At 36.8% G+C, this 21,513-nt stretch carries 21 protein-coding genes; 15 read left to right on the top strand and 6 right to left on the bottom strand.

All coding sequences use genetic code 11. The annotated features are described in order from the left end of the window. Nucleotides 1-121 precede the first annotated feature (121 nt). The gene (locus tag GH715_RS14925) at nucleotides 122-1,117 is read left to right on the top strand and encodes an NADPH:quinone oxidoreductase family protein (protein ID WP_153836023.1); all 996 of its coding nucleotides are present in this window, start codon (nucleotides 122-124) and stop codon (nucleotides 1,115-1,117) included. A 188-nt stretch (nucleotides 1,118-1,305) separates the two neighbouring features. Beyond that, nucleotides 1,306-1,572, top strand: a complete 267-nt coding sequence (locus GH715_RS14920) for an alpha/beta-type small acid-soluble spore protein (RefSeq protein WP_018933005.1) — start codon at nucleotides 1,306-1,308, stop codon at nucleotides 1,570-1,572. A 131-nt stretch (nucleotides 1,573-1,703) separates the two neighbouring features. On the opposite strand, the gene GH715_RS14915 is transcribed toward GH715_RS14920, so the two are convergent. After that, on the bottom strand, nucleotides 1,704-2,054 hold the full coding sequence (locus GH715_RS14915) for a hypothetical protein (RefSeq protein ID WP_153836024.1): 351 nt from the start codon (nucleotides 2,052-2,054) through the stop codon (nucleotides 1,704-1,706). A 520-nt stretch (nucleotides 2,055-2,574) separates the two neighbouring features. On the opposite strand from GH715_RS14915, the gene GH715_RS14910 reads away from it, so the two are divergent. The 11 genes from GH715_RS14910 (at nucleotide 2,575) to GH715_RS14860 (ending at nucleotide 14,451) form a co-directional block, all read left to right on the top strand. Then, complete coding sequence (locus GH715_RS14910) at nucleotides 2,575-4,260, top strand: DUF6612 family protein (RefSeq protein ID WP_153836025.1); 1,686 nt, start codon at nucleotides 2,575-2,577, stop codon at nucleotides 4,258-4,260. 36 nt (nucleotides 4,261-4,296) lie between these two features. Then, nucleotides 4,297-5,424, top strand: coding sequence for an N-methyl-L-tryptophan oxidase (solA, locus tag GH715_RS14905; RefSeq protein WP_153836026.1), 1,128 nt, complete (start codon nucleotides 4,297-4,299; stop codon nucleotides 5,422-5,424). Nucleotides 5,425-5,596: 172 nt separating this feature from the next. After that, entirely contained in the window at nucleotides 5,597-6,139 is a 543-nt protein-coding gene (locus tag GH715_RS14900) for a TetR/AcrR family transcriptional regulator (RefSeq protein ID WP_153836027.1), read from the top strand. Between the two features lie 278 nt (nucleotides 6,140-6,417). Beyond that, nucleotides 6,418-7,314, top strand: coding sequence for a beta-keto acid cleavage family enzyme (locus tag GH715_RS14895; RefSeq protein WP_153836028.1), 897 nt, complete (start codon nucleotides 6,418-6,420; stop codon nucleotides 7,312-7,314). Then, on the top strand, nucleotides 7,311-8,255 hold the full coding sequence (locus GH715_RS14890; protein ID WP_153836029.1) for an L-carnitine dehydrogenase: 945 nt from the start codon (nucleotides 7,311-7,313) through the stop codon (nucleotides 8,253-8,255). The genes GH715_RS14895 and GH715_RS14890 overlap by 4 nt, the downstream gene beginning before the upstream one ends. Nucleotides 8,256-8,270: 15 nt before the next feature. Beyond that, nucleotides 8,271-8,747 carry a thioesterase family protein gene (locus tag GH715_RS14885; RefSeq protein WP_153836030.1) on the top strand — a complete coding sequence of 159 codons (477 nt, stop codon included), beginning with the start codon at nucleotides 8,271-8,273 and terminating at the stop codon, nucleotides 8,745-8,747. A 24-nt stretch (nucleotides 8,748-8,771) separates the two neighbouring features. Beyond that, complete coding sequence (locus GH715_RS14880; protein WP_153836031.1) at nucleotides 8,772-9,974, top strand: quaternary amine ABC transporter ATP-binding protein; 1,203 nt, start codon at nucleotides 8,772-8,774, stop codon at nucleotides 9,972-9,974. Beyond that, entirely contained in the window at nucleotides 9,971-10,801 is an 831-nt protein-coding gene (locus GH715_RS14875) for an ABC transporter permease (RefSeq protein WP_018932998.1), read from the top strand. The genes GH715_RS14880 and GH715_RS14875 overlap by 4 nt, the downstream gene beginning before the upstream one ends. A gap of 13 nt (nucleotides 10,802-10,814) precedes the next feature. Beyond that, nucleotides 10,815-11,690, top strand: coding sequence for a glycine betaine ABC transporter substrate-binding protein (locus tag GH715_RS14870; RefSeq protein ID WP_153836032.1), 876 nt, complete (start codon nucleotides 10,815-10,817; stop codon nucleotides 11,688-11,690). Nucleotides 11,691-11,776: 86 nt separating this feature from the next. Then, nucleotides 11,777-13,495, top strand: coding sequence for a CocE/NonD family hydrolase (locus GH715_RS14865; protein ID WP_153836033.1), 1,719 nt, complete (start codon nucleotides 11,777-11,779; stop codon nucleotides 13,493-13,495). A gap of 92 nt (nucleotides 13,496-13,587) precedes the next feature. Next, nucleotides 13,588-14,451, top strand: a complete 864-nt coding sequence (locus GH715_RS14860; protein ID WP_153836054.1) for a DMT family transporter — start codon at nucleotides 13,588-13,590, stop codon at nucleotides 14,449-14,451. A 195-nt stretch (nucleotides 14,452-14,646) separates the two neighbouring features. Here GH715_RS14860 and GH715_RS14855 read toward each other — a convergent pair whose 3' ends face one another. After that, nucleotides 14,647-15,519: a TetR/AcrR family transcriptional regulator gene (locus tag GH715_RS14855; RefSeq protein ID WP_153836034.1), complete on the bottom strand. Its 873-nt coding sequence runs from the start codon at nucleotides 15,517-15,519 to the stop codon at nucleotides 14,647-14,649. A gap of 157 nt (nucleotides 15,520-15,676) precedes the next feature. Between GH715_RS14855 and GH715_RS14850 the strand changes: the two genes are divergently transcribed. Next, a complete protein-coding gene (locus GH715_RS14850; protein WP_153836035.1) occupies nucleotides 15,677-17,182 on the top strand; it encodes an MDR family MFS transporter in 1,506 nt (501 codons plus the stop codon). 414 nt (nucleotides 17,183-17,596) lie between these two features. On the opposite strand, the gene GH715_RS14845 is transcribed toward GH715_RS14850, so the two are convergent. Genes GH715_RS14845 through GH715_RS14835 form a run of 3 tightly spaced genes read right to left on the bottom strand, consistent with a single transcriptional unit; the run spans nucleotide 17,597 to nucleotide 19,514 of the window. Further along, nucleotides 17,597-19,015 (bottom strand): DUF4179 domain-containing protein, encoded by a 1,419-nt coding sequence (locus GH715_RS14845; RefSeq protein ID WP_153836036.1) that lies wholly within the window; start codon nucleotides 19,013-19,015, stop codon nucleotides 17,597-17,599. Further along, a complete protein-coding gene (locus tag GH715_RS14840) occupies nucleotides 19,008-19,325 on the bottom strand; it encodes an RNA polymerase sigma factor (RefSeq protein WP_153836037.1) in 318 nt (105 codons plus the stop codon). Before GH715_RS14840 ends, GH715_RS14845 begins: the two co-directional genes overlap by 8 nt. 12 nt (nucleotides 19,326-19,337) lie before the next feature. Beyond that, entirely contained in the window at nucleotides 19,338-19,514 is a 177-nt protein-coding gene (locus tag GH715_RS14835; RefSeq protein ID WP_153836038.1) for an RNA polymerase sigma factor, read from the bottom strand. A 197-nt stretch (nucleotides 19,515-19,711) separates the two neighbouring features. Here GH715_RS14835 and GH715_RS14830 point away from each other — a divergent pair, with 197 nt between their 5' ends. Beyond that, complete coding sequence (locus GH715_RS14830; protein WP_153836039.1) at nucleotides 19,712-20,758, top strand: flavin-containing monooxygenase; 1,047 nt, start codon at nucleotides 19,712-19,714, stop codon at nucleotides 20,756-20,758. A gap of 120 nt (nucleotides 20,759-20,878) precedes the next feature. Here GH715_RS14830 and GH715_RS14825 read toward each other — a convergent pair whose 3' ends face one another. Beyond that, complete coding sequence (locus GH715_RS14825; RefSeq protein ID WP_163578683.1) at nucleotides 20,879-21,142, bottom strand: hypothetical protein; 264 nt, start codon at nucleotides 21,140-21,142, stop codon at nucleotides 20,879-20,881. Nucleotides 21,143-21,513: the final 371 nt, after the last annotated feature.

Here is a 21,513-nt window from a genome sequence, read left to right as displayed (position 1 = left end):
ATTGTTTATTCCTTCTAAAAAAATATACATTACTTTATCACGGTCCCTCATAATTGATGTCAACCACAACAAATGATATGCTTTGGATAAATTTTGCATATGTTTGCAAGGAGGACTAATGATGCCAGAAAAATTTCAAGCATTAGTTGTAAATAAACAAGATGAAGAATTTTCGGTTAATAGGAAGGAGCTAACCTTTCAGGATTTACCGGAGGGAGAAGTCTTAATCCGTGTTCATTATTCCGGAATAAACTATAAAGATAGCCTCGCAACGATTCCAAACGGCAATGTTGTCAGCGATTATCCGATGATACCTGGAATTGATTTAGCAGGTGTTGTTGTTTCATCTGATGATCCACAGTTTAAAGAGGGAGACGAGGTGATCGCGACTAGCTATGAGATCGGCGTTTCCCATTATGGAGGGTACAGTAAGTATGCACGTATTCCCTCCAAATGGATTGTTCCACTTCCAGCAGGTCTTTCTCTGAAAGAAACCATGATTATTGGGACAGCTGGTTTTACTGCGGCATTGTCTGTTCAACGTTTAGAAGAAAATAATCTATCACCAGAAAAAGGAAAGGTGCTTGTAACAGGTGCAACTGGTGGTGTTGGCAGTTTTGCGGTAGCTATTCTTTCTTTACTCGGTTATCAAGTAGAGGCTAGTACCGGGAAGGAATCTGAGCGTGATTATTTGCGTAAACTTGGTGCGAATACAATCGTTTCTCGTGAAGAAGTATATGACGGGAAAATAAGAGCTTTAGCGAAACAAAAATGGGCTGCAGCGGTTGATCCAGTCGGTGGCGAACCACTAGCTTCTGTCTTAAGTCAAATCGAATACGGAGGTTCGGTTGCTGTTAGTGGGTTAACCGCTGGGACAAAACTGCCATCTACTGTTTTTCCATTTATCTTAAGAGGGGTTAATTTGCTAGGGATTGATTCTGTTTATTGTCCGATGGCAACACGTTTGAAAATATGGGAGCGTTTGGCGACTGATGTAAAATTAACTAATTTAGAGAAGTTTGTTGCTCAAGAAGTTAGCTTAGAAGAACTTCCAGACATTCTGCCAACCTTATTGAAGGGACAAGTTAGAGGGAGAATACTTGTGAAATTAATATAATCGACGAAAGGCTGCCGGATAATAGGTAGCCTTTCGTTATGCAGAATAAATGACTTAGGAGAATCAGTCATCCTGGTGAAGATAAATAATGCTCATAAATGCAAGCTGAATGTAAAAAATAATAGGAAACGGAGATAAGCACGAAAACAATTATAAATAATCGAAAAACAAGAAAGGTGGTGAATAAAATGGCAAAAAGGAATAAAATACTCGTTCCAGAAGCTCGAGAAGGATTGGACCAATTAAAAGCAAAAATAGCTAATACAAATGACCCGCAAAAAGCAAAGTATGAAGTGGCAGCAGAACAACATGTATCACTTGAGCAAGGCTATAATGGGAATATTAAGGCTAAAGATGCTGGAAAAATAGGTGGACACATAGGTGGTAATATGGTCCAAGAATTAGTCAAGATGGGGCAACAACAGCTTCAACAAAATCAGGAAGATTCTAAGTAAAAGGGTCCGTTTAATCAAAGGAAGACGAAGCGGTTGATCCTACATTAAATAGTTGGGATGAACCGCTTATTAAAAATAGCAAGTTCTCTAAGAGGGATTATTTAGAATATAACTATTTGGTTAAAAGTATGCTAATTTTCATTAATACTTTGATATTGTGATTTAATTTTATAAATTTCTTCGTCATGCTTAAAAACCATCTCTTTAAGATAATTAAAATCATCTTTAGTGGCTTTACTGTTTAACTTTTGCATTGTTTCCATATGATACTCACTTATTTTGGCTGTTTGTTCTTGAATGGCATTTGTTTTGTTTTCTAATCGATCAAAACGTTCATTGAATTGACGATCCATCTCATTAAGCCGCTGATTAGTTCCATCAAGCCGTTTATTTGTTTTTATCTGTTCGTCTTTGATGCCATTAATCTCACCTTTCATTACTTTTATTTCATCTAATATCTCCAATAAAAGTTTTTCTGCCATTTAACAGCACTCCTTCTTATTATATGTTTGATTATAGCATACTTGACGGATGTTTTGACATAGGATTCAAGGAAAGTAAAGGAATCTAAATTGTGGCGGGGTTAGCTTAGGTCAGGTTAATTTATACTTATGAGATTTTGGCACCACCTGCTTTAAGGGGAGTATGATGACTTTTACGAATGTATGTTCTGATTTTATTATACTACTACTACAAATGGAAAGCAAATATTTTGTTATCCTAAGAAAATGCAGCGTCATATGTGAGTTGTGATATTGTAGCATATGCCATCAATATTAGAAGAAAAGTTATCTAAGCATCCCTTCTATCTCAAATATTACCATATTTCATGCTATAATCGAGGTAATGTTGAGGGAAAGCAAGCTAAGGAGTAGCTCCTGCTGGCTTTATTGAGTTTGTGTGTTATATAGTGGGTCGATGATAAGATATACTATTTACTAGCAAAAAGAGAAAATGATACATAAGTCAACGAGATACTATAATGATTCAGAGGAGAATTAGATGAAGTTAAAACATTTTTTATTCTTACTATTATTGTTAACAGCCTGTAGCAATCAAACGTTATCGGAAGACGAAATATGGAATAAGACAGTAGAAAATATGAATCAATTAGAAAACTATTCTTTCCAAGGTAAGATGGAACATATAGAAAAAAATAATCAATTGGAATCAGATTATGCCATTTCGATTGCTGGAGATAATCAAGTAGAGCCATTCGAAGCCTCAATGGATACAACCTTTCAAATACATGATGAATCTCAAGAATATAAAACATACTATATAGAAGATACTGTATTCTATGAGGCTGAATCTGAGGAAGAACAATTGATAAAAGTAGAATTAGATGATCAACTGACACAAGTTCCAGATATTCTGGCATTTTTAGATGAACACAAAGACCAATTGACATATCAAGAACAAGCTGAAAGCTATCAGTATACTTATGCTTCAGACTCCGAACAAGAATCATCCATTCTTTCGTCGATTTATCCTCAGATACTATCATACGCAGTGTTTGAAATGCTTGCAGTTGAGGTAGTGCTAGAAGATATGAATATAGATAATTTAGTAGTCGATGTCCATATTGATAAGGACGATTATGTTATTTCAAAAATCGATATTGCGTTCGAAGGTAAGGGGAAGCAGGCAGACGCGCTTACTATAGCGCAAACAGTAGAATATAAACTCTTTGACCATAATCAAGTAGAGGAATTAGCTATTCCTTATGAAAAAACAGAAAAAGCTGTTACTTTTATGGAATACATACAGGGCCAAACGGAAGTAGCACAAGAGGAAAGAGAAAAGGAAGCAATTGAAAATAAAAAAAAATCACTCGGTCATACGCATGGTAACCTTATGAACGGTGGACGTTGGGCTACGGATGGGGAATGGATCTATTATTCGATATTTAGTGATGGACTTTTTCGCATGAGTATGGACGGGACACAAAGACATCGGATAACTGAAAGTGAAGCAACCCACATTAATATAGTGGATGATACATTGTTTTTTATTGATAAAAGTAATGAGAATAAGCTGAGTAAAATAAATAAAGACGGAACAGCAAAAGAATTTATAAATAATGTATCTGCTAATCATTTAATTGCGACGAAAGAGTGGTTATATTTCATTGAATTGGATGAGTATTATCATTACCCATTATGGCGGGAAAAACATGATGGTTCTTATGGAGAAAAAGTTGCAAATGAAGCGAGCGACTTTATGTTAGATGGAGATAATATGATTTATACCAAAAATTCAGATCCATTGTTGTATTATCGTGATCTCCAAGAAGATATTTACGAGCATACAGAGGAAGTATTTTTCGAGTTAGAATCCCCACATTTTCTAATAAAAGATGAATGGCTATACTTTGAACATTGGAAAGCTGACAATAAAATTTATCGAAAAAATATCGAAACAGGAGATACGGAACCATTAACAGCAAATAGCAGTTATAGTTTTAACATGAGTGATAACTATATATTCTATGTCAATGACAATGATAATTTTAGCCTATACCGATATGACCTTTCATCTCAAGAAGAAAAAAAGCTAGTAGATGGAGAAGTACATTATATTCATATTATAGAGGATGAACTATTTTTTGCCCACATGCCGGGACCTAATGCAATAGATTGGTACCGAATGTCATTTGACGGGGAACAACAAGAAAAAATACAATAAAAAGATATAGGAACTAGAAAAAAAGAGGTGTTAATCATGCAATATGATTCGATTATAGTTGGAGCAGGATCGATGGGAATGGCAACAGGTTATTATCTAGCCAAACAAGGAAATAACATTTTATTAATAGATGCAGGAGATCCACCACATACAGAAGGTTCCCATCACGGAGAAACGAGAATAATCCGGCATGCATATGGTGAAGGGGAAAGTTATGTCGAAATGGCTTTGCGTGCTCAATCTTTATGGGAGGAATTACAGACAGAAACCGATCGGACTATTTTTGTGCCAACAGGTGTGCTCAATATTGGTAAGGAAGATTCTGCTTTTATTCAAAATGTACGAAACAGTGCTCTAAATTATCAATTAGATGTTGAAACTCTAACAGCAGCAGATATTAATTCAAAATGGCCAGGTTTTGCTATTCCCGAAGGATTAATAGGCTGTTATGAAGTAAACTCTGGTGTGTTAATGAGTGATAATATTATCAAGACATATCGAGAGCTAGCAATTAAGCATGGCGCTGTCCTAAAAATAAATGAACCAGTAACAGATATTGTGATGGAGGAAAATCAGGTTACGGTTACGACAGAGAAACAAAGTTACAAAGGAGCAACAATAATTTTAACACCTGGAGCACATGCAAAGGAGAAGCTTGCAAGCATTGGTCTGGACTTACCACTAGAAACAGTGCGCAAGACTTTTTCGTGGTTTGCAGCAAATGGAGAATGGTATGCAGACGACCATTTTCCTGCTTTTAGTTTTGCTTTAGATCATGCTACCTATTATGGATTTCCGAGTGTTGAACGAGCGGGTGTTAAAATCGGCAGGCATGATGGTGGTATGAAACGGGATATCCATCAACCAATTGAGCCTTTTGGAACATATACCGAAGATAAAGAGGATGTCTCGATGGTGGCAGATCGTTATTTTTCCAATATTGCTAATCATCAAGAGGGAAAAGTTTGTACTTATACGAATACACCAGATGGTGATTTTATTATCGATCGACACCCTGATTATCAGCATGTCGTATTTGCTTGTGGCTTTTCGGGGCATGGGTACAAATTTAGTAGTGTTATCGGAGAAACTTTAGCCAAACTAGTAGCTGAGGAACAACCGTTAGTGGATATTACACCATTTGCTTATGCACGTTTTTTCTAATTGATACCTATTGATTTCGAATTCGCTGAAAGGCTGTGTAATAATTGAGAGTGTTTAATCATTATTCTATCGATATTCACCTCTTTCTAAAAAATCTCTCTAAATTGATTGAAAAATATACCGTCTGGATAGTATAGTAATATCACAAGTTTAAAAAAAGAGGAGATCTCGAATGGGCAGAAATTCTAGAAAAGTGGAAATCCTTCATGCTGCATCAAAGGTCGTTAGTGAGCAAGGTATCTTTAACTTAACACTTGACGCTACTGCAAAAGAAGCGGGCATTAGTAAAGGTGGACTGCTTTACCATTACCCATCCAAAGAAGCTCTCGTACAAGGGATGGTAGAACACCTTGCGAACAATTATCGCGAGAAAATAGCAAATAACGCTGAGGCAGATCCTGTTGATAAGGGAAAATGGGTTCGTGCCTATGTGGATGTCACTTTTAATCAAGCATACCAAAACAAAGATATGCATTATGGTTTACTTGCTGCAAAAGCAGTAAGCTCCAATTCGTTGGATCCTATTCGTGAACTATATACGGAGTGGCAGCAAGAAATCGAACATGACGGTATAGATCCAATTAAAGCGACCATCATTCGTTTGGCTACTGATGGGATTTGGTTATCTGAGTTATTCGATATTTATCATATCGAACCGGAAAAGAAAGAAGCAGTCTATAAAAAGCTCAAAGATTGGGCTAATGAATCAGATTAAATAATTTTTGAACAAAACACCAGTTTATCAAGCTGGTGTTTTAATTTTTTTGTGATTTCTTGTCGAAAACACGGAATGTACTGTCCTGACAGTCACTAACGCTCTACTTTTATTTTCAGAATCCCCCAATGTAACCCCTTTCTACTATTATATCGGCTTGAAAATAAACCGTCTGGATGGTATAGTTTCTAACGTGATAAAAAAACCGTCCGGATGGTATATAAATTATAAAGATTTGACAGATAAAAGCATCTTAATATAGAAAGTGAGGATATCCAATGAAGAACAAAGTATTATTAACAGCTGCGGTAACTGGTGCAGGAGATACAACAGCAAAAAGTTCTTATGTTCCGGTAACACCAAAGGAAATTGCTGAAGCAGCGATCGAATCAGCAAAAGCAGGTGCAACGGTAGCACATGTCCATGCTCGTGACCCAAAAACAGGTGGAATAAGTCATGATGTTAATCACTACCGAGAAATTGTCGATCGTATACGCGAATCAGAAACAGACGTGATTATTAATATTACTTCTGGAGGTGGCGGTGATTTTATTCCGAGTTTAGATACGCCAGCAGCTGGAGGCAATGGAACAGATATTCAAACACCAGCAGAACGTCACGAACCAGTCGGCGAACTACTTCCGGAAATGTGTACACTCGACTGCGGTTCAGTAAATTTCGGAGATATGATTTATATGAGCCCGACAGATTGGTTAAGAGATCAAGCAAAATTGATTCAAGACAGTGGTGTAAAACCTGAACTGGAATGTTTTGATACCGGACATCTTCGCTTTGCCAAACAACTTGTAAATGAAGGATTAATCGATGGCGATCCAATGTTCCAATTTTGCATGGGAATTCCATGGGGAATGGATGCAGATGTAGAGACAATGCTTTATATGAGAGATCGTCTTCCAGAGAATGCACATTGGTCAGCATTTGGTATTGGACGTATGCAGTTACCAATTCTGGCACAAGCTGCACAGTTAGGTGGAAATGTGCGTGTGGGATTGGAAGATAACATTTATTTATCTAAAGGTGTACTAGCTCGTAATGACCAACTCGTTGATAAAGCAGTTACTATGCTAAACAGCAATGATATTGAAGTGATGACACCAGAAGAAGCAAGACAACAATTCGGATTGCGAAATCCCTATGGAGGTAAGAAAGCATGAGTAACGTCAATAAAGTAGCAGTAGTTGGTACAGGTGTAATAGGAAATGGCTGGATTGGCCGATTTTTAGCACAAGGATTAGATGTAGTAGCATTTGATCCTGCAGATGGTGCAGAAGAACGTACGCGTCAGGTGGTAGAGCAAGTTTGGCCAGAGTTAGAAAGGTTAGGCATGACTGAAGGTGCTTCACAAAACCGTCTAACATTTGTTTCTACTTTAGAAGAAGCAGTTCAAGATGTTGATTTTATACAGGAAAATGTACCAGAGCGTGAAGATATTAAAAAAAGTGTTTTAACCAATATTGATCAGCATGCGAAACCTGATGCGATTATCGGGTCAAGCACATCTGGTATTATGGCAACGACTTTACAGGAAGATTTACAACACCCTGGACGTGTCATTGTGGCACACCCGTTTAACCCGGTATATATTTTACCGCTTGTTGAACTTGTTGGCGGTCAAGCAACAGATGCTGAACTGATGGAAAGAGCAAAAGCCTTCTATCAATCTATTCAAATGAGACCGCTAGTAATTAACAAAGAAATCGAAGGTCATGTTGCCGATCGTTTAATGGAAGCATTATGGCGTGAAGCATTACACCTTGTGAATGATGGTATTGTGACAACGGAAGAAGTTGATGCCGCAATCATTTATGGTGCAGGACTTCGTTGGGCTCAAATGGGACCCTTCTTAACATTCCACTTAGCTGGTGGTGAACAAGGAATGCGTCACATGCTTGAACAATTTGGTCCGGCATTGAAAAAGCCATGGACGAAATTAGAAGCACCTGAATTAACAGAAGACTTGAAAGAAAAAGTCATTGAAGGCTGTGAAAGTCATGCCGGTGATGTGCCAATTTCTGAATTAGAAAATAAACGAAATGAATTTTTAGTTAAACTACTAGATTTGGTAGAAGATTATTGGCCTCAATCAAAAATCTAAGGAGGTTCTATAACAATGGCGGAACAAGCCTTTCAATATCAAGATTATGTGCATCACGATTGGGTGGATTATAACGGCCATATGAATGATGCAGCATATGCGAAAGTATTTAGTCTTGCTGTCGATGCCTTTATCGATGAAATCGGACTAGATCCACAAGCTCGCGAAAAGTACAGCTATACCATTTTCACATTAGAAACACATTTATGTTATTTGCAAGAAGCACATCAAGGTCAGCAACTAACCGTCAATGTACAACTGTTAGATGTTGATGCCAAACGTCTACACATCATTTTCACGATGAAAAATACAAAAGACGATGTGCTTGCAACAAGTGAACAAATGTTAATGGGGATGGATACTGATCAACAACGACCTGCTCCTTTTCCAGAGGATGTTGCAGTGAAAGTAGAAACGATCTGGAACGAGCATAAACTACTGGAAGCTCCGAAACAAGCAGGAAGAATAATTGGTATCAAACGAAAAAGGTAAGAAGATAAGGATAGGAGAATGTTGATGAATAAGATTGAAGTGAATAATCTGACGAAAATCTTTGGTTCTCATCCACAACAAGGTCTCAAACGTTTGAAAAATGGCGAACAAAAAAGTGAAATCCTTGAGAAAACTGGAATGACAGTCGGTGTTAACCAAGCATCATTCGCAGTAAAACCTGGAGAAATCTTTGTTATTATGGGCCTTTCTGGAAGTGGTAAATCTACCTTAATACGATTAGTCAATCGATTGATAGAACCAACAGATGGAGAAGTGTTTATCGATGGGGAAGACATTACCAAAATGGATAAAAATACGCTAATTGATACAAGACGTAAAAAATTAGGGATGGTTTTCCAAAAATTTGGTTTGTTACCGCATAAAACAATCTTGGCAAATGTCGCATATGGCCTAGAACTTCAAGGTGTTAATAAACAAGAACGAGAACAAAAAGCGCAAGAAACGATTAAGGATGTTGGGTTGAGTGGTTATGAAGATAGCTATCCAAGTCAATTAAGTGGTGGGATGCAGCAACGTGTCGGCATCGCTCGTGCACTTGCCAATGATACAGATATCCTTTTAATGGATGAGGCGTTCAGTGCGTTAGACCCGATCATTCGAAAAGAAATGCAAGATGAACTATTAAAAATTCAAAACAAATTAGGTAAAACCGTATTATTCATTACCCATGATTTAGATGAAGCATTAAAGCTTGGCGACCGTATTGCGATCATGAAAGACGGTCGAATTGTTCAAATCGGAACATCAGAGGAGATTTTAGAAAACCCAGCAAATGATTATGTCTCCAATTTTGTGAAAGATGTTGATCGTTCCAAAGTGTTAGAAGCATCTCATGTCATGAAAAAACCAGAGGTGTTATTAACATACAAAGACGGACCGCGTGTAGCGGTAAGAAAGATGGAGGAAGCTGGTGTTTCCAGTATCTTTGTTACCGATAAGGAGAAGAACTTTAAAGGTCTGATCACGATTGATGATGCAGTGAAAGCATATCAAAATAATATTCCAATGGAAGAAGTACTGATTACCGATAATATCTATTCCACTTCGCCAGCTACACCATTAAATGACTTAATCGGTATAGCGGCAGATGTTAAATATCCAATTGTCGTTGTCGAAGATGAAAAACTATTAGGAATCGTTTCACGTGTTTCGATCCTATCGGGATTAGTGCTTGGGAAAGAGAAAGATGAGGTGGAATCAACATGAACTATTTCTACTTTCCGTTAGAAGAATGGACAAATGATTTTGTTAATGATTGGTTACTACCAGTCATGGGTGGCTTCTTTGATAGTATCAGTGTACCACTTCGCTCGTTTATTGATGGTGTAACTAATCTGATTCTGGCGATTCCTCCAGAAATTATTGCAGTACTGCTGATTTTATTAGCATGGAAACTCGCAGGAAAAGGAACAGCGTTGTTTACATTAATCGGTTGTCTTTACATCGGTTCCGTTGATTTATGGGCGGAGACGATGCAAACCGTTGCGATTGTGATTGTCTCAACAATTATCGCGATTATTTTTGGGGTTCCGGTTGGGATACTAAGTGCCAAAAGTAATGTGATAGATAAAATCGTTCGTCCCATATTGGACTTTATGCAAACATTACCGATTTTCGTCTATTTAATCCCATCGATTCTATTATTTGGACTTGGTGGTGTGCCAGCGGTAATCGCAACATTCGTATTCGCTGCTCCACCAGCAGTAAGAATGACACGATTAGGAATTTTACAAGTTCCACAAGAAGTAGTGGAAGCATCAAAGGCATTCGGTTCCACTTCGAAACAATTACTTTTCAAAGTGCAGTTACCACTTGCGGTACCAACGATAATGGCTGGTATTAACCAAACAATTATGCTAGCACTATCAATGGCAGTTGTTGCTTCGATGATCGGTGCACCAGGACTTGGCTCGATTGTATTATCAGGTATTTCAACTGTAAACGTTGGTCTCGGATTAATTGGTGGATTAGCGATTGTCGTCATTGCTATTATTCTTGATCGAATCACACAAGGAATAGGAAATAAATTATAGAGGAGAGAGAAGAATGAAAAAAGTAGTATTAACTTTGAGTGTCTTACTAGTTATGTTTATCGTTGGATGTTCTCAACAAAATAATGAAGCAAACGGAGACGAAGCAGGTGCAGAAGAGAAACAAACCATTACACTAGGTGTAACCCCATGGACGAGTACAGTACCACCTACTGAAATTGCCCAAATTATATTAGAAGATATGGGATATAACGTAGAGCAAACACAAGCAGATGCAGGTAGTACGTATATCGGTTTATCTCGTGGAGATATCGATGTATTTATGGATGGCTGGTTCCCAGTACATGACGTATACATCGAAAAATATAGCGACACTATTGAAGAAACAGCAGTTAGCTATCCTGAAGCAGATTCTGGACTAGTAGTACCAACTTATATGGAGGATGTCAATTCCATCGAAGATCTGAAAGGAATCGAAGCAGATTTGGGTAATGAATTATATGGTATTGAAGAAGGAGCAAGTATTACAGAGGAGATCGACGGATTAATCGATAGTTATGAACTTGATATGAAACAAGTCAATTCTTCTGAGGGTGGAATGATCGCTCAAGCCATGCGTAAAATGGAAAGTGAAGAACCAGTTGTTTTCTATGGCTGGAGACCACACACGATGTTTAACAAATTTGATATTAAAGTATTAGAAGACCCTAAAGGTGTTTTTGAAACAGCATCTGTTAAAGTAATTACCAATAATGAAATACAAGAAACTGCTCCAGATGCATATGAATTTTTGAGTAATTGGAGTATCTCTATTAATGATGTCGAAGAAATGATTGTGAAAATTGAAGAAGAAGAAATCCCTAAAGAAGAAGTAGCACAAGAATGGATTGACAACAATCAAGATAAAGTAGAAGAGATGCTAGGCGAATAAGGAAGCAATAAGTGTCTGTGTTGACGTGTGTCAGCACAGACCTTGTTTTTGTATTTACTGTTAATTATTTTAAAAGGAAGGTTCATATGACAAAAATCAATCAAATCATTGTTGAAAGGGAAGTCCCTTGTACATTAAGAGATGGCATAACATTATATGCAAATATCTATCGGCCACAAGCAAGTGGAAACTATCCTGTGTTATTAACACGTTTGCCTTATAATAAAAATCTTCCAGACTTTTCACATAGATGGATCGATCCGATTCGAACAGTGATGCAAGGTTACATCGTCATCGTCCAAGATGTTCGAGGTCGTTTTGCATCTGAAGGTGAGTTTGAACCTTTTGCCCAAGAGATTAAGGATGGTTATGATACTGTTGAGTGGGCTGCAAGCTTATCGTACTCGAATGGAAAAGTGGGGATGTTTGGCTTATCTTATTATGCATTCACTCAGTTGTATGCATTAGTAGAACAGCCTTCAGCGTTAAAAGCTATCTTCCCGGCCATGACAGGAAACATTTTTAAGGAACCTTTTGGGGAAAGTGGTGTACTTGCTCTAGCGTCAGCAGAAACTTGGCTGCTTGATTCTGTAGCACCTGATTACTTAAAAAGAAAACTGAGTAGTGAAGAGTATAGTGCAGCGATCAAGGAGCTTTCCAACGACCTTGACCAGATTGAAGAATGGCATAACTATATGCCAATTAGCGAATTGCCAGCAGCGATGAAACACCCCGTACTACAAGACATCTATCGCAAGTATATAGATCAAAATTTCAATAAAAGGGCAGTGACACAAATACATGCCCGAAATACTTCTGATTTCATGAATATTCCAGCCTATCACCTTGCTGGATGGTACGATAACTTCTTAAGTCAAACGTTAATGAATTATCAACAGATGCGAGAATACAACTCGAACCAAAAATTAATTATTGGACCATGGGGACACGGAATGATTGGTTCTGACTTAGGTGAGCGTTCCTTTGGTGTAAATAGTTCAGCTCTGTCGATTGCTGGTAAAGAAGATCTTACATCAGTTCATATTCAGTGGTTTAACCATTGGCTGAAAGAAGATAACGATATACTTCAAACTGATGAAGATCCTGTGAAAATTTTTGTAATGGGTATTAATAAATGGCGTTCTGAAAAGGAATGGCCATTACAGCGTACTGTATATACAAACTACTATTTTCATAGTGATGGACAAGCAAATAGTAAGTCTGGGAAATTAACTACTGCCACTCCTACAGATGAACCAAGAGATCAGTTTACCCATGATCCCGCTAGTCCTGTACCCACTCATGGTGGTGGAACATTATTTTATAATGGTAGAAATGTAGGACCACGTGATCAAAGGCAAATCGAAGTACGGGACGATGTAGTAGTTTATATGACTCCACCATTGGACGAATCAATAGAAGTGACGGGTTCCGCAAAAGTAATATTATGGGCATCTACAGATGCATTGGATACGGATTTTACGGCAAAATTGGTTGATGTTTTTCCAGATGGAACAGCGTATAATTTAGCAGATGGCATCGTCCGAGCAAAATATCAACACGGAGAATCTGTAAAGAATAAAATAGTTTGCTATGAAATAGAATTATGTCCGACAAGTAATGTGTTTTTACCAGGTCATTCAATCCGAGTCGATATTGCTTCTAGTGACTTCCCTCGTTATGATGTGAATCCTGGAACAGGTAAAACGACATTAGATACGGTAGAAATGGTAAAGGCAGCTCAAAAAGTGTTTCATCAAACTGAATATCCATCACATGTTATTTTGCCAATTATTCCTCAATAATGGAGAGGCAGTAGTGTAGCTTAGGTGGCATTGATATGTTATCGTATCCCTCTGGGGAAATAATAAATGAGTTTAGAAAAGAGGAACAAGCATTGAATAAGGGATTGTTTGCATTATTAATCATTATAACAACAAGTTTAATGGGATCTTCCTTTACGGTTGGCAAGATCGGATTAAACTATATATCTCCTTTACTGTTAGTAGGGATACGATTCACACTAGCGGGTATTTTAATGGGAATTATGGTTCGACTTTTCCAGCGAAAACACCCGAGTACTAAACGGGAATGGATTCAAATTATGATTATTGGCTTGTTCCAAACAGCAGGAGTAATGGGATTTATCTTTATCAGTATGAGAACAATAACGGCTGGTGAATCATCTATCTTAACATTCACCAATCCATTACTTGTCGTTATTTTCGGAACCTTGTTTTTAGGAACGAAATATCGTTGGAGTCAATGGTTAGGCGTTGTCGTTGGATTTGTAGGTGTATTTATTACGTTAGGAGCTGATTTGGATGTTCAGCAAATTGGTACTATACTTGGTTTTTTAAGCGCGGTTTCTTGGGCAATTGCAACACTGTTGATGAATAGATGGGGATCAACGCTTGATGTATGGGTAGTTACATCGTATCAAATGCTGACAGGTGGACTCTTATTATTATTAATGAGTACTATCTTTGAACAAGTTGAACTGGTTATTACAACTAGTTCGATTTTAATCGTATTATGGTTAGCGATTATGGCCTCGATTGTGCAATTTGCTGTATGGTTTTTCCTGTTACAGAAAGAGAATCCGGGTAAGGTAAGTTCGTTTTTATTTCTTGCTCCGCTCTTCGGTGTCCTATTTGGTTGGCTTTTGTTAGATGAACAATTGCATATCTCTACATTAATAGGTGGTTCCATTATATTAATTGGTATTTATTTGGTGAACAGACCACAAAGTACTTCATAACGTCATTCACCTTATGATCCACTTCAGTGTTACTCATTATGGTCTGTGGTTTAAGTTATTACATTTAAGGAATTAGCACCCTAAGAGATAGTGTTTTTTACTTTTAGGGTGTTCCCTCACATTTGTTTAAAGTGGTAGTTATCCTTTCGCACTTCTTGTTCAATAAGTTCACAGCTTTAAATCATTTCTGTCTTATCATATCGTTTTCAAATAATTCCACACCGCATTCGTAAATAACTGTACCTGCGAGACCATAGTTGTCCCCTCAAATAATTGAAGAAATGGTTTCAGCAGTTTCTTGACAACAATCTTCCGTACACGTTCACTTTCTAATTCACTAACAATCACGTCAAAAAGATCTTGTTGCTCTTCATTAAAATCATGTTGTCCTTGCAATTGCTCTGCCATTTCCATTACCTCGGATTTCGTTACCACTTTTTTATGGACATTTCTATGAAGTAAGTCAATTGCATAATTGTTTAAAAAACTACTATTTTTCTTTTGCATCTCTGGTATAAGTACTTCTACATAAGACAAAATAGTTTCGATTAATTCATGTAAGGTAAATTGGCTGTTTGTAAGATTTAATGTAAATAGCATATACTGCAGCATGCCAAAATACAATACCGTTGCCTCTGTCGCATAACCTCGAATATCTTCTCCGATAACATCAACGAGACGATTCGCTAGCCATTCCATTTCGATCACTCGATGCTGTAATACTAGTTTTTTTAAATCTGCTTGATCAGAAGATAAAATATTTTCAAATAGCGTCCGTAAATTTTTTTCCTCATTCAACTTCATGATGATAGTAATTTGTTCAATTAACACTTCTCGATCTTGTGGGTCTTTTCCAATTTGCATGGCAACTCTTTGTTGGCTTGCATCATAGCGAATATTTTCTAATATTTCAGCAATACAATCATTTTTAGAAGAGAAATAATTGTAAAAGGTACCTTTAGATATGTCTGCTTTGTCTATAATTTCTTGGATGGATGTCTGTTGAAATCCTTTTTCGATAAACAAGTTTAAAGCAATGTCTGCTACCTTTCTTTTACGCTCGTTCATAATATCCTCCTGTCCTCTATATGGAATAGTATACGTTTCTTAACCTATAAAAACAACATTTTTATACTTTCGGTATAAAAGTATTGAAAAAATTAAACTGTAGGTATAAAATATTCAAGTACTAAATATACTAAGTAAAGATAAGAAGGGAAAAATTATGAATACACAAGTGAATAAGACACCATATTTAATGATCAGTATTTTGTTTATCGGTGCTTTCGTCTCATTTCTAAATAATTCATTATTAAATGTAGCATTGCCATCGATAATGGTTGATTTAGGAATTAAAGACTATTCTACGGTACAATGGCTTGCGACAGGTTACATGCTTGTTAGTGGAGTATTAATTCCAGCTTCAGCATTTTTAATTACACGTTTTTCAAACCGTAGTTTATTTATTACGGCTATGTCCATATTTGCGCTAGGTACAGCACTCGCAGCATTTGCACCCAATTTTGGTGTGTTGTTGACGGGACGTATGGTTCAAGCAATGGGTTCTTCTGTAATGGGACCATTATTAATGAACATCATGTTAGTAAGTTTTCCGCGTGACAAACGTGGCGCTGCTATGGGTGTTTTCGGTATGGTAATGATTGCTGCACCAGCAATTGGACCTACATTATCAGGATATATCGTGGAATATCATAACTGGAGATTACTTTTTGAAATGATTTTACCATTAGCCATTATCAGTTTAGGACTGGCGATTTGGAAGTTCCAAAATGTGATGGAGCAAAATAAAAATGCTACTCTTGATTATTTCTCTCTAGTATTATCCAGTCTCGGTTTTGGTGGGGTGCTATACGGTGTAAGTAATGCAAGTACACAAGGCTGGGATGATCCAGTCGTGTTAACGACCTTAATAGTTGGTGGCATTGCCTTAATTCTATTTGTAGTTCGTCAATTGAAAATGGATGAACCATTATTAGATTTACGTGCATATAAATATCCGATGTTTGCTCTTGCATCTGTCATTATGATTGTTAATGCAGTTGCTATGTTCTCAGGTATGATTTTAACACCTGCTTACGTTCAGGATGTTCGGGGGATTTCACCGCTTCATTCTGGTTTAATGTTATTACCAGGTGCAATTATAATGGGAATTATGTCTCCTATTACTGGTAGACTGTTTGATAAATTCGGTCCACGTATTTTAGCAATTGTTGGACTGACTGTTACAGGGGTATCGACTTATTTGTTGGCACATGTACAAATTGATTCAACCTATACGTATATTGTTCTAGTTTATTCTTTACGGATGTTTGGTATGGCGATGGTAATGATGCCAATCATGACAAATGGTTTGAATCAGTTACCAACATCGTTAAACCCACATGGTACTGCGATCAACAATACCGCGCAACAAGTATCAGGATCAATCGGAACTGCTGTTATGGTAACCATAATGAACTCTGTAGCGACTTCAGAGGGTGAAAAATTAATGAGTGGAGTTGATCCGGCCACCTTAACAGAAGCTTCAACAGCTTCCATGACACAACAGGCGTTACTCAGTGGAATTCAGTATTCCTTTTATGTAGCGCTAGGAATCAATATCGTCGCGCTCGTACTTTCCTTATTTATGAAACGAGTGGATACGAGTGATAAAGCGGTACGAGAAATTGAAAAGCAAGAAACAAGCACGTTAGAACCAGCAGTAGAATAATAACTAAAAGGCGTAGTACCTACATTTTCCTATGTGGGAACTGCGCCTTTTTAGATAATGGGAATTGTTAAGTTGCCAGTAAAATCAAAAAAGTTGCCAGAAAAGTAGTCGAAGTAGATAGTAAAATCAAAAAGTTGATAGTAAAGTAGTCGAAGTTGATAGTAAAGTGCCGAAGTTGCCAGTAAAACCTAGTAAATAGCCAAGCAACTTCCCGCATTTTCAAAAGGTACTAACTCATAACAAATATAGAAACGCCAGTCATGTTGCGCCGATTCTTGGTAGCTCAATGCGTAGTTTTGTGTTTGATGTTTTACGTTATCGTTTTGCCACTTGGGTTGCCGTGCAATTATCGTTGCAATAAAAAGGGGCCGATCATCGTTATTTTATGAGCGGCCTCTAATTTGTTAGATAATTCTATCCGTTTTGTGCTTGTTCAAGTTGATAAGCTTCCCTTATCGCTTCAATTGCCTTTCCTTTAAATGTTGCCTGATTAACAATCTCCCACTCATCTTTTTCTGTTAATTGATAAAGATGGTTTGTGCCATCAAATTCTTTGTATATGATATATGCTTCTTTTTCATTTGCTTTGTTGATAAAGGCGGTTGGCTTAATCATTTCTTCATCTGTTTGGGGAAGCGAACGATAAAAGCTACTGGAAAATTCACCCCCAAATACAGTTACTGCTGCGTGTTGATATTGTGCGGGATCGCTGGGAACGTAATTAGCCCACTCATCTTCAAGCACATTCCAAGCATAAGTTTGAAAATCGATTTTTCTTAGAGAATGATCTTTATTTAGGCTGGTTGTATCTTTTTTAATCGCTACAATATTCTTAGGTGCTAGATCAACAGTTATAGCTAAGTCTGACAGTTGTTCTTGTTCCATATTAGTAATCAAAGTAGGAATAACCGTGATTTCTTCTATTCCTTTTATTGGTTCAAAGGCTCCACGTAATCGTACAATATCTTTATTAAAAGGTGATAAGTGGAGTCGCTTCTTTTCTTTACTATCTATTTTCTCGAGCTTTTCCCCATCATAGTAGATCTCCAGGTCAAATTTATCTTCTCCATATAAAGGTGTAGTAATTTCCGTATCGATGACGATTGTACTTGGAGTTGTTGTAAGTTCATTAATAGCAAACTGGTAGTCATCAATCTCGCTAGTTTGATTAGGTTCATAGATAGCAATCGTATTATTTCGTTCAACGGGCATGTTGAAGCTCCACTCTCCTGATGTCCATAATACTTCTGAAAACGTTAGTTGAGCAGTAAATTTTTCCGGTAAGGGTTGCTCTACACTGATTAACCCAAGTAGTGAATCACCTTCACGGTGCCAACTTTCATCAAGGTTGGAGACGGGTTGTTGATCAATGGTAAGTTGATAAGTCGAACGAAAAATTTCTTGAAAGCTGTCTATCTCCTTTTCTGTTTTTTCAGAAAGATCAATGACATAGCCGATTACAAAACGATTGTAATCATAATAAATATCGGTTACTGTAATTGAAATCCCTTGGTCAGTCACGGTTTCTCCGATTTCGGTTGTCATATTGTTACGACTAACATACTCTAAGCCAATATCATAATGACTTAATACCGAACCAATTCCAGGTATTTGCTGCAAAACGCTTGCAACAACAGGGGAGAAGTAGGCAGAGCCAACTAGAGAACAAAATAAAGTAGCTGCGATGACAATACTAATAAGTGCTTTATTTCGCAATGGAATAGTTTTTCTTGGTGTATTTTTAATGGAACTAGAAATAACTGTTTCTAATTCTTCATCTGGAACCGGGATCTCCTCAACTTTTTTATGAAATTGGTTAATCTCGTTATTCATTTGCACAATCCTCCTTTTGAAATTTTTGTCGTAGTCGTAGTAGCGTTCTATGCAGTGTTGATTTAACTGTACCTTCAGGGCAGCCGATGATGTTGGCAATTTCACGATCTCGATACCCTTCGAAATATTTTAAAATAATAATAGATTTTTGTTTTTCATCTAATTCGTCAAGCAAATTATATAAATCTATTTGTTGATCAAGATCAACAGGCTTGTCTGCTATTGCTTCCATTTGTTCGTGCATAATGGGGGTAACTTTGCGATGTTTGCGAATATAATCGATAGCAGCATGGATAACAATTTGTTTCAGCCAAGCAGATACTTATGCACTATCACGTATGGTATGCATAGAAATAAAAGCTTTAAAAACAGCTTCTTGGACAATTTCTAACGCATCAGTTTGATTTTTTACATATAAATAAGCAATCTGATACATTTTAGCTCGTTCTGTTTGGAGGATGTTTTCCAATGCTTTTTTGTTACCTTTTTTTGTATACATGTTGACCTCCTTTCGTAAACATGACGGATCAGTTATGCAAATCGTTCCATTTTTTTAATTTAATCTCACTATACATTAAATTAAAGTTATATGATGTCTGATAAGGATTTAAATATGTTAGAAAATAGTTGCATTGAATCTTAAATATTTATAAAATGAACATATGAATAACTATTCATATAAAAGAGGGTGAACTGATGTACGATACAATAGTTGTTGGTGCTGGTCAGGCTGGTCTTGCTGTTGGTTATTATCTAAAAAATACCGATCAACACTTTCTACTGCTTGATAAAGGAAATGAAATAGGCGAAAAATGGAAAGGAAGATATGATTCATTGGTTTTATTTACTCCTCGAATGTATAGTTCATTACCGGGATTACACCTTCGAAGAGACAAACAAGGATTTCCTTCCAAAAATGAAATAGTTTCTTATCTAAAAGATTATGTAGCCCATTTTAATTTACCCGTACAGTTGAATGAAGCAGTAAAAAGTGTTGTTAAAGTAGAAAATAACTTCCTAATCGAAACGAATAAAGGGACTTATAAGGCAAAGAATTTGGTAGTAGCGACCGGTCCTTTTCAAACGCCCTATATACCTAAATTCTCCAAAAACTTATCACCTACTATCAACCAATTTCACTCTGAAAATTATCAGAATCCAAATCAATTGTTGGATGGGAATGTAGTAGTAGTAGGGGGAGGGAATAGTGGAGCGCAAATTGCTGTGGAATTGTCTAAGGAACGAGAGACTTACTTAGCTATCAGCAAAAAATTAAGCTATTTACCATTAACGATATCTAATAAAAGTATTTTTTGGTGGTTTAATAAGTTAGGGATTCTAAGTGCAACAAATAATTCATTGTTAGGGAAGTTTATTCAAAAAAAGGGAGATCCCATTTTTGGTTTGGATTTAAAACAAGCGATCAAAAAAAATAAAGTAAAAGTGAAGTCTAGGGTAGTCGCTGCAAATAAGAACGTTTTAGTATTTCAAGACAACTCGACACTTGAGGTAAACAACATTATTTGGGCAACGGGTTTTAAGTCAGAATATCCATGGTTACGCATAGAAGGGGTCTTAGATAAAGAGGGACAAGTAATTCATGAAAGAGGAGAATCAACTATCAAGGGACTCTATTTTATAGGCTTGCCTTGGCAATTTAGACGGGGATCTGCATTATTACAAGGTGTAGGATATGACGCAGAATTTATTGTGAGAAAAATAAGTGAGAGTCGAAGACGCTAAGCAAACATTTAATATAGCCTTAGCCAAAAATGACTAAGGCTATATTAAATGTGGTTGAAACTTGATAGTCCAGACCTCTTACTAAAATCTAGGAGTTGCTCTTAGCTTTACTGAATTTCTTTATTGCTCATAAAGAAAAGCGTCGTTAGTTTCTTCATCAGCTATTGTTTGTACAGCATTCTGTACCGGATTTGCTGACTGTGTATTATTTTGGTTTTGATTGGTTAGCATATTTTGTACTGGTTTCGTAAATTGTTGTACTTGAGGATTATTTAGTGCGTTATTAACGGTTTCAGGTAACCGCTGAAAAGTTCCGTTTTGTACACCTCTGGTAATACCATAAATGGCAGCACCTGCAGCACCCACTGCTAAGACTCTGTTCATTAAACCCATATCATCATTCCTTTAATAAGATTTGGAACAGTTATATTTTTTATATAAACGTCACTTTTTATACAGTAATTCAATTTCCAATCATTAATCCTAGAGTGTTTTGGTATATATAAGGTGATCAGAGATAATTAAAGTGTTGTTTGTTGTAATAATGTTAATGGAATGGGAGAAAATAAGGCTAATCAATCCTCTACTCTCCATTTAGAGTACATAGCTCCCTGATATTTCCTCATACTATGATGTCTTGCCGGTAATAAATCAATGGACCATTTAAGTTAAATGTAGTTATTCCTGAAACCTTTATGTAATAACATCCGTACATAGGAATACAAGAAAAGAGTATTAATCACTAGCAAAGTGAT

Origin of the sequence: Gracilibacillus thailandensis, from assembly GCF_010994055.1 — a bacterium.
Classification (GTDB): Bacteria; Bacillota; Bacilli; order Bacillales; family Amphibacillaceae; genus Gracilibacillus; species Gracilibacillus lacisalsi.
This window is presented reverse-complemented; position numbering and strand designations above follow the sequence as displayed.